Consider the following 7188-nt stretch of genomic DNA (forward strand, 5'->3'; position numbering starts at 1 on the left):
ATATTCGTATCGCATCTGCTAACAGGAATTTGGACAACTCTGAGTTAACGATTTTTCAAAATTAGTTCTTCAAGTATTAATTTATATATGGAAAGCCCGATATGTGATCTGTTAATTCTAAGCGCACCTTTCTGAAAAACTGTGTTAGTGTTTACTTAAGCAATGACTTTACATTTACAATTATGAACATTGGTGAATTAGCAAAAAGAACCGGTTTATCCGCATCAAAAATCCGCTTTTACGAGAAAGTTGGATTATTCAAAACGGTTAAGCGAAAAGCAAACGGCTACCGTTCGTATCCTCCAGAAGCTGTAATGGTTTTGGATATGATTACTACTGGTCAGCAAGCTGGGTTTAGCCTAGATGAATTACGTTCGCTTCTACCTACTGACTTATCCCAATGGGATCATCACCAACTTCTAAACGCATTGAAGCAGAAGGTAAGTGACTTAGAAGAGATTGAAAGAAAAATTGCCAGAAATAAAGCGAAACTGGTAGACGTTCTAAACGAAATTGAAGCTAAACCAGAAAGCATGAACTGTGCTGAAAATGCCGAACGTGTGATGGCTCAATTTGGTTGGGATATATTAAATGGCAAAGAGGAGCAATAACGCCCCTCAGCTCAATCCTTCTACAATCTCTATAATTTAAACATATAAGAAAGTGTCATATCAGCGAATTTACCAAATGGTGCCCTTAGCATACTTGGTAAACTCCATCGCCCCTGAACAAATGTCCCTTTTGCATGGCTCATCGTTCTGAATCCTTCAATGCCATGGTAGGCTCCCATACCACTAGAACCAACGCCTCCAAAGGGTAAATCATCTTGCGCCACATGTAATACCGTCGTATTGATACCAACATTACCCGAAGTTGTACGTCGTAAAATTCGTTCGCAATCTTTATCCTGTTGTCCAAAATAATAGAGTGCAAGCGGCCTAGCACGCGCATTTACAAACTGAATCACTTCATCAATTTCTCGATACGTCTTAATAGGTAACAAAGGCCCAAAAATTTCTTGTTGCATGATATCCAAGTGATCACTGGTTTCTGTTACCAACGTTGGAGCTATGGTACGTAGCCGACTACTGGCCAGTTCTGGGTAACTACCGACTTCTATAACTTTAGCTCCTTGCTCCCGCGCCTGGTTTAGCAGACCACTCAACCTTTGGTAATGCCTGTCGTTTACAATAGAAGAGTAATCACTGCTAATCGGCCCATCCGGGTAAAAACTTGCAACTGACTTCGAATACTGCTGAATAAATTTTGGCAAGTCATCCTCATGTACAAACGCATAATCTGGCGCGACACAGGTTTGTCCTGCATTCGATAATTTGCCGAACACAATACGGTCTATATTGCGCTTATTTACACTGCCTTTGCTGACAATCACCGGGCTTTTTCCACCAAGTTCCAGAGTTACCGGAACTAAGTTTTCACTCGCGGCTTTCATAATATGATGGCCAACTTGTGTACTCCCCGTAAATAGAAGATGATCAAAGGCTAAACGACTAAATTCGGCGCCCACTTCTGGTCCGCCCAAAACAACGCTTACTTCTTCGAGTGAAAATACAGATGAAAGCATTTTGCTTAATATTTGACTTGTAGTCGGTGTTAGTTCCGATGGTTTTATCATAACTCGATTACCCGCAGCCAATGCCGTTGCCAATGGAATCAACGTCAATGAGACGGGATAGTTCCATGGAGCCATAATGCCGATTATCCCCAAAGGCTGGTACTCAACATAGGCTTTTCCAAACTTATATTCCCAATCTACGTGTCTACGTTGAGTTTTCATAAACTTCGGTAAACGCCGTGATAGGTAATCTATCGATTGCAGAGTAACCGTTAGCTCTAAAATATCGGTTTCATACTTTGAACGGTGCCCAAAATCTTCATTAATAGCAGCCTCTAACTCACTTCTAAAAGACAGAATCGCGGAGCGGAGCATCGTTAACTTTTCCCTTCTTTGCCTGACACTTGGTACGTCGCTTTTTAGAAACGCTTCTTTTTGTATGGTTAACAGGTCAGCCATCGTTCTATTTAGTTCAGCTTTTTTAGAACTCGTCATAAGTCACCTCAATAGTTTACAAGCAACTGCTCGTTGCAATCATCTCTTGATATGTGAGTGATGAGGCACTTAGCTCTCAGAATTCTCTCTTCATATCCGCGAGGTCAAAGCCTAAGCTTAAACTTAACTTTAAGGTCAACAATAAAAATTACGTAAAAATTGTCGTTGACCTTAAACCAAGCTTTAATCTTAGGATGCTTCACAGAGAGAATAAAATCAGGAGAAGTCATCTATGCAAACAATTCTTGGAGCAAATGGTCAAATTGGTCGAGAGCTGGCAATCAGTTTAAAACGCGATTACACCTCTAATATTCGCTTAGTCAGCCGTCGGCCTCAAAAAGTGAACGAAACCGATGAACTATTTCAGGCAGACCTACTCGACGCTCAGCAAACCTTAGACGCGGTTGAAGGCTCTGAAATTGTCTATTTGACTGTCGGATTACCGATGGATACTCAGTTATGGGTAGAACAATGGCCTACTTTGATGCGTAATGTTATTGATGCCTGTGAGACACATGAAGCAAAATTGGTTTATTTCGATAACACCTATATGTATCCACAAACCAACACCCCACAATTAGAGAATGCTCATTTTGCTCCTTATGGTGGGAAAGGAAAAGTCCGTGCCCAAATAACCAATATGCTACTTGAAGCAATGGATCGTGGAACAATAAACGCTGTCATATGCCGTGCGCCAGAATTTTATGGTCCAGGAAAAACACAAAGTATTACCAACTCAACCATCATTGATGCTCTATCTGCCGGTAAATCTGCCAAAGTGTTTCTGCGTGACGATGTCAAACGCAGCCTCATATTTACTCCAGATGCAAGTCGCGCAATGGCTCTAATCGGTAACACTCCTGATGCCTATGGTCAAACATGGCATTTACCGTGTGACGATAACCGACTCACTTATCGCCAATTTGTGGAGTTAGCAGCAGGTATCTTTAGCACTCAACCGAAATACCGAGTACTTAAACGATGGCAGCTATGGTTAGCAGGTAAAGTAAATTCAACCATCCGAGACGCCGCGGAACTTCTACCTCGTTATGAAACAGATAATATTTTTGTTTCAGACAAGTTCAAAAAACGATTTCCTGAATTTAAGGTTACAACTTTTGATGAGGGGTTAAAGACCATCAGGGATGAAAATAAGCCATAATGTAAAAGAGCCAGCTAGATAGCTGGCTCTTTTACATCAAAAATTAATAACTGGAAGGCAATGATTCAAGAAGTTCAGGTGCATAAAGCGCACTTTGAAAATCAGGTACATATTCATATTTAACCATCGCCCCTAGATCCAGCGATTTAATGAAAGTAGATAAACGCCCATTACCTAACTTCAAACGAACATCCTGTTCATCAGTAGACGTAGCATAGCTCATAAGACGAGACTCGGAATGTCCATAGGTTATCTCTCCAGCTTGATTTAAGTTGGTAAAGCTATTCGTCACAATCTCTTTTTCTTTCGATAAATCAGTCAATTTTTCTCCGCTAAAAACCAAATCTGGGTGGCCCTTATTATCCGAAACGGTATAAGTAACCTTAGTATTATCATTCTGAAAGTCTATGGCAGTTAACCATTTAGGTAGGTTGTAACCAACGACGCCACGCACTCTAGCCAGCTCCGTGTCAACCGGAAGCTTCAGTACGTATCCCCAATAATCTTTGGACATAGACTGACCAATTAATGTTATTGGTCCCCAGTTAGACTGCCCCGGCTTGTTGGTTACAACAGACAGTGCAATTTCATTGTATTGGTCGTTATCACAATAGTGATAAGCATACGCGGTTAACACTATCAGACCGCGACCAGGCAAAACTTTGAGGGGTTGAACCCTCTCTAATATTTTGTCCGGAATGAGTGATTTTAGTTTGTCAAAATCGGCCGTATATACGGCAGTAATCCTTTCATTTTGATAGTAAAAATTAGGTGAATATGAAGTAAAGCCAATATCAACTTTGGTCTTGTTTAGGGTTTTAAACCAGCTTAAGTCGAGGTCGGGTTTTGATTCAGCAATAACACTTAATGGAGGATTAGAACGATATCGATCATACAAACCGTCAGCTTTAATAGGTACTCGGTGTCCCGCTATATCTATTTCAACCATAGCCGTATGATCTTTAGCATTGGCCATTGCCGACCAACTCAAGCTGGTGAGCATTATTGTACTAGCTAGATATTTCCCATTCATATTATTTCCTTTAGTTGCAACTTAATTATCTTTCTCCCGTAACCGTCCAAGAAAAAACTAACTGGACATCGGGCATGCAAACCTTAAGGTTAAATAAAGGTTTAAGGTCAATATCAATTTGAGAAGATATTTTTTTTCATGTTAATTAGCGACATTTTGATGAAATCCAGTAGAAGCTCGTTGACCTTAAACTTAAGTTTAAGGTTACCTTGAGTATCCCACTATTACTAATAACCGTTAATACAGAGACTTTTGTTATGACTCTTACTATTCAACCAACAGAACCTAAAAATTGGATGATATATGGCGCATATGGCTACACTGGAAAACTGATTGCGCATGAAGCGGTAAAACGTGGCTTACGACCAACCATTGGTGGCAGAGATAGGATAAAAACGCAACAGCTAGCCAATGAATTAGGTTTACCCTCTGTATGCTTTGATCTGCAAGATACTGTAGCTGTCAGCAAACACTTATCCGACGTCTCTCTAATATTAAATTGTGCAGGACCGTTTTCATTAACAGCAAAACCTTTGATCGACGCATGCTTAAAATCAGGTACTCATTATCTGGATATAACGGGCGAAATTGATGTATTTGAGTGGGTACAATCACTAAAGGCAGAAGCTTTAGAAGCCAATGTTGTTCTGTGCCCTGGCGTCGGATTCGATGTCATTCCAACCGACTGCGTTGCCGCGATGCTCAAATCTCAGTTACCCGATGCCACTCATTTAGCTTTGGGATTTGATTCAAAATCGACGTTTTCTCCGGGAACAGCGAAAACATCTATTGAGGGTATAGCGCAAGGTGGAAAAATCCGTAGAGGTGGGCAAATAATCACCGTGCCTCTAGCCTATAAAATTCGTGAGATTGATTTTGGCAATAACTCCAAATCCGCGATGACTATCCCTTGGGGAGATATCTCGACTGCTTATTATTCTACAGGGATACCGAATGTTGAGGTCTATGTCCCCTCTTCTGAAAAAATGATTAAAACCAGCAAAAGAGCCAACTATATCAGACCATTACTAAGGACAAAGTGGGTGCAAAATTTACTAAAATCTTATATTGGTAAACGTATTAAAGGACCAAGGGAGAGCGAACGCGCATCGGAAAATGCGTACGTTTGGGGAGAAGCCACCAACGCTAAAGGTGAGAAAAAAACCGTACGTATTGTAACGAGTAACGGGTATGACCTTACAATTCAAGGCTCACTCGCAGTTGTGCAACACCTTCTCGTATTGGAGAGCATTGCTGGTGCTTATACCCCGTCAAAGTTAATGGGTACCGAGTTTATAACGCAATTGGCAGGATCCTCATCCTTTCATCACGATAATTAAGATAGAAAAGCAAAGGTATAACAGCTTCAAGCATCACTCACATTAGAAAACCTAAGTTAAAGTAACAATTGTTGAGATACTCAGAAAGTTTTCCTAACAAACTTTGGGGCATAAATTTGTTAGCCAGAGGCGAGTTGAATAAGATCATCTTTGAGCAACTTAAGTAGTTACGTTATGCTGTAGGCCTTTATTGTTCATCTTATACGTTATGACTAAATCGCAATTTAACAATCTACTCGCTGACTCTATTTCTTCTCTGAAATCACCGAGTTTTACGCCTAATTTAATGGCTTTCATCGCTTCTCTAGTGAATTATGACTGTGCAGTAATTCTCGGCCTGCGTACAGATAAACATCCCATTTATCTTTATGATTCCATTAAAAATAATCGAGAATTACTTTTTGACCGTTACCTCACTTCTGCATTTCAAGATGACCCATTCTACAAAATGCTCACTATTAATGAGCAGCAAGGCGTTTTTTCATTAAAAGACGTAGCCAAACGGGATATGGACTATCAAACATACTGTAATCAGTTTTATCTACAAACTGGCTGGAAAGATGAGTTAAGTATTCTTATTAAAGTTGAAGCAACTCGCTGGGTCCTTATCTATTTAGGCGGCACCCATGAAGACAATTTATTTTCGCCATTAAATGTAAAAACGTTAAAATCATACTTCTCAGTCATTCAATCACTATGTCAACAACACTGGAAGCAAACTGAATTCCTTCTTGCGGAACCTGTCTTTTCTCCGGAATCCTACTCAGTAAAAAAACGAAAGTTCATAGAAGATGGCCTGCACTCTTTTGGCAAAGATTTACTTTCAACTAGAGAGAAACAAATAGCCCGTTTAATATTGCAAGGACTTGATACCAAAGAAATAGCAAAACAGTTGGACATTACGGAAGGAACGGTAAAAAACCACCGAAAGCGTATCTATGCTCAACTGAGGGTATCGTCACTCAGTGAACTGTTTCAAATCTTCCTCAACCATATTATTACCCACTAAATGAACTCATTATCCCTTTAAGGATATATCTCGCATAAGGTTCTATTCGTAATCTGTACATCACATTATTCATTACAGAGAAGACGTGATAGATGACATTCATTCAGGAACTACAAACGCGCGGATTAATTGCTCAAGCCAGTGATTTAGACCAAATACAGCAACAACTGAACCAGCCACAAACAGTTTACTGCGGTTTCGATCCTACCGCTGGCAGCCTTCATATTGGGCACTTAGTTCCTCTAATTATGCTCAAGCGTTTTCAAGATGCCGGACATCAAGCATTAGCGCTTATTGGTGGTGCAACGGGCATGATTGGCGACCCAAGTTTCAAAGCTGTAGAGCGCAGTTTGAATACTGAAGAAACGGTAGCCAGTTGGGTCAAAGATCTCACTACTCAAATCGAGCAGTTGCTAGCTCCTCATTTAAGCAAACCCATGACTATCGTCAACAACGCAGAATGGATGAGAGATATTAATGTCATCGATTTTTTCCGTGATGTCGGTAAGCATTTTTCAGTCAACAATATGATCAGCCGTGAGTCGGTAAAACAACGATTGCAAAGGCCTGAAC

Annotated in this window: 7 protein-coding genes; 5 read left to right on the plus strand and 2 right to left on the minus strand. The window is 40.4% G+C overall.

What is annotated here, in order from left to right:
* Positions 1-182 precede the first annotated feature (182 nt).
* The gene (locus AACT21_RS04250) at positions 183-611 is read left to right on the plus strand and encodes a MerR family transcriptional regulator (RefSeq protein WP_094164204.1); all 429 of its coding nucleotides are present in this window, start codon (positions 183-185) and stop codon (positions 609-611) included.
* A gap of 29 nt (positions 612-640) precedes the next feature.
* On the opposite strand, the gene AACT21_RS04255 is transcribed toward AACT21_RS04250, so the two are convergent.
* Entirely contained in the window at positions 641-2071 is a 1431-nt protein-coding gene (locus AACT21_RS04255; protein ID WP_094164205.1) for a coniferyl aldehyde dehydrogenase, read from the minus strand.
* Positions 2072-2303: 232 nt separating this feature from the next.
* Here AACT21_RS04255 and AACT21_RS04260 point away from each other — a divergent pair, with 232 nt between their 5' ends.
* A complete protein-coding gene (locus tag AACT21_RS04260; protein WP_094164206.1) occupies positions 2304-3233 on the plus strand; it encodes an SDR family oxidoreductase in 930 nt (309 codons plus the stop codon).
* 43 nt (positions 3234-3276) lie between these two features.
* On the opposite strand, the gene AACT21_RS04265 is transcribed toward AACT21_RS04260, so the two are convergent.
* The gene (locus tag AACT21_RS04265; protein WP_094164207.1) at positions 3277-4266 is read right to left on the minus strand and encodes an acetoacetate decarboxylase family protein; all 990 of its coding nucleotides are present in this window, start codon (positions 4264-4266) and stop codon (positions 3277-3279) included.
* 257 nt (positions 4267-4523) lie between these two features.
* On the opposite strand from AACT21_RS04265, the gene AACT21_RS04270 reads away from it, so the two are divergent.
* The 3 genes from AACT21_RS04270 to tyrS all read left to right on the plus strand — a co-directional run.
* Complete coding sequence (locus AACT21_RS04270; protein ID WP_217898743.1) at positions 4524-5606, plus strand: saccharopine dehydrogenase family protein; 1083 nt, start codon at positions 4524-4526, stop codon at positions 5604-5606.
* 208 nt (positions 5607-5814) lie between these two features.
* Complete coding sequence (locus AACT21_RS04275) at positions 5815-6615, plus strand: response regulator transcription factor (RefSeq protein ID WP_176430212.1); 801 nt, start codon at positions 5815-5817, stop codon at positions 6613-6615.
* A gap of 92 nt (positions 6616-6707) precedes the next feature.
* On the plus strand, positions 6708-7188 hold a 481-nt coding region (gene tyrS / locus AACT21_RS04280), incomplete at its 3' end, for a tyrosine--tRNA ligase (RefSeq protein WP_094164209.1).

Origin of the sequence: Vibrio sp. V08_P9A1T1 (genome assembly GCF_963874405.1) — a bacterium.
In the GTDB taxonomy this organism is placed as follows: Bacteria; Pseudomonadota; Gammaproteobacteria; order Enterobacterales; family Vibrionaceae; genus Vibrio; species Vibrio anguillarum.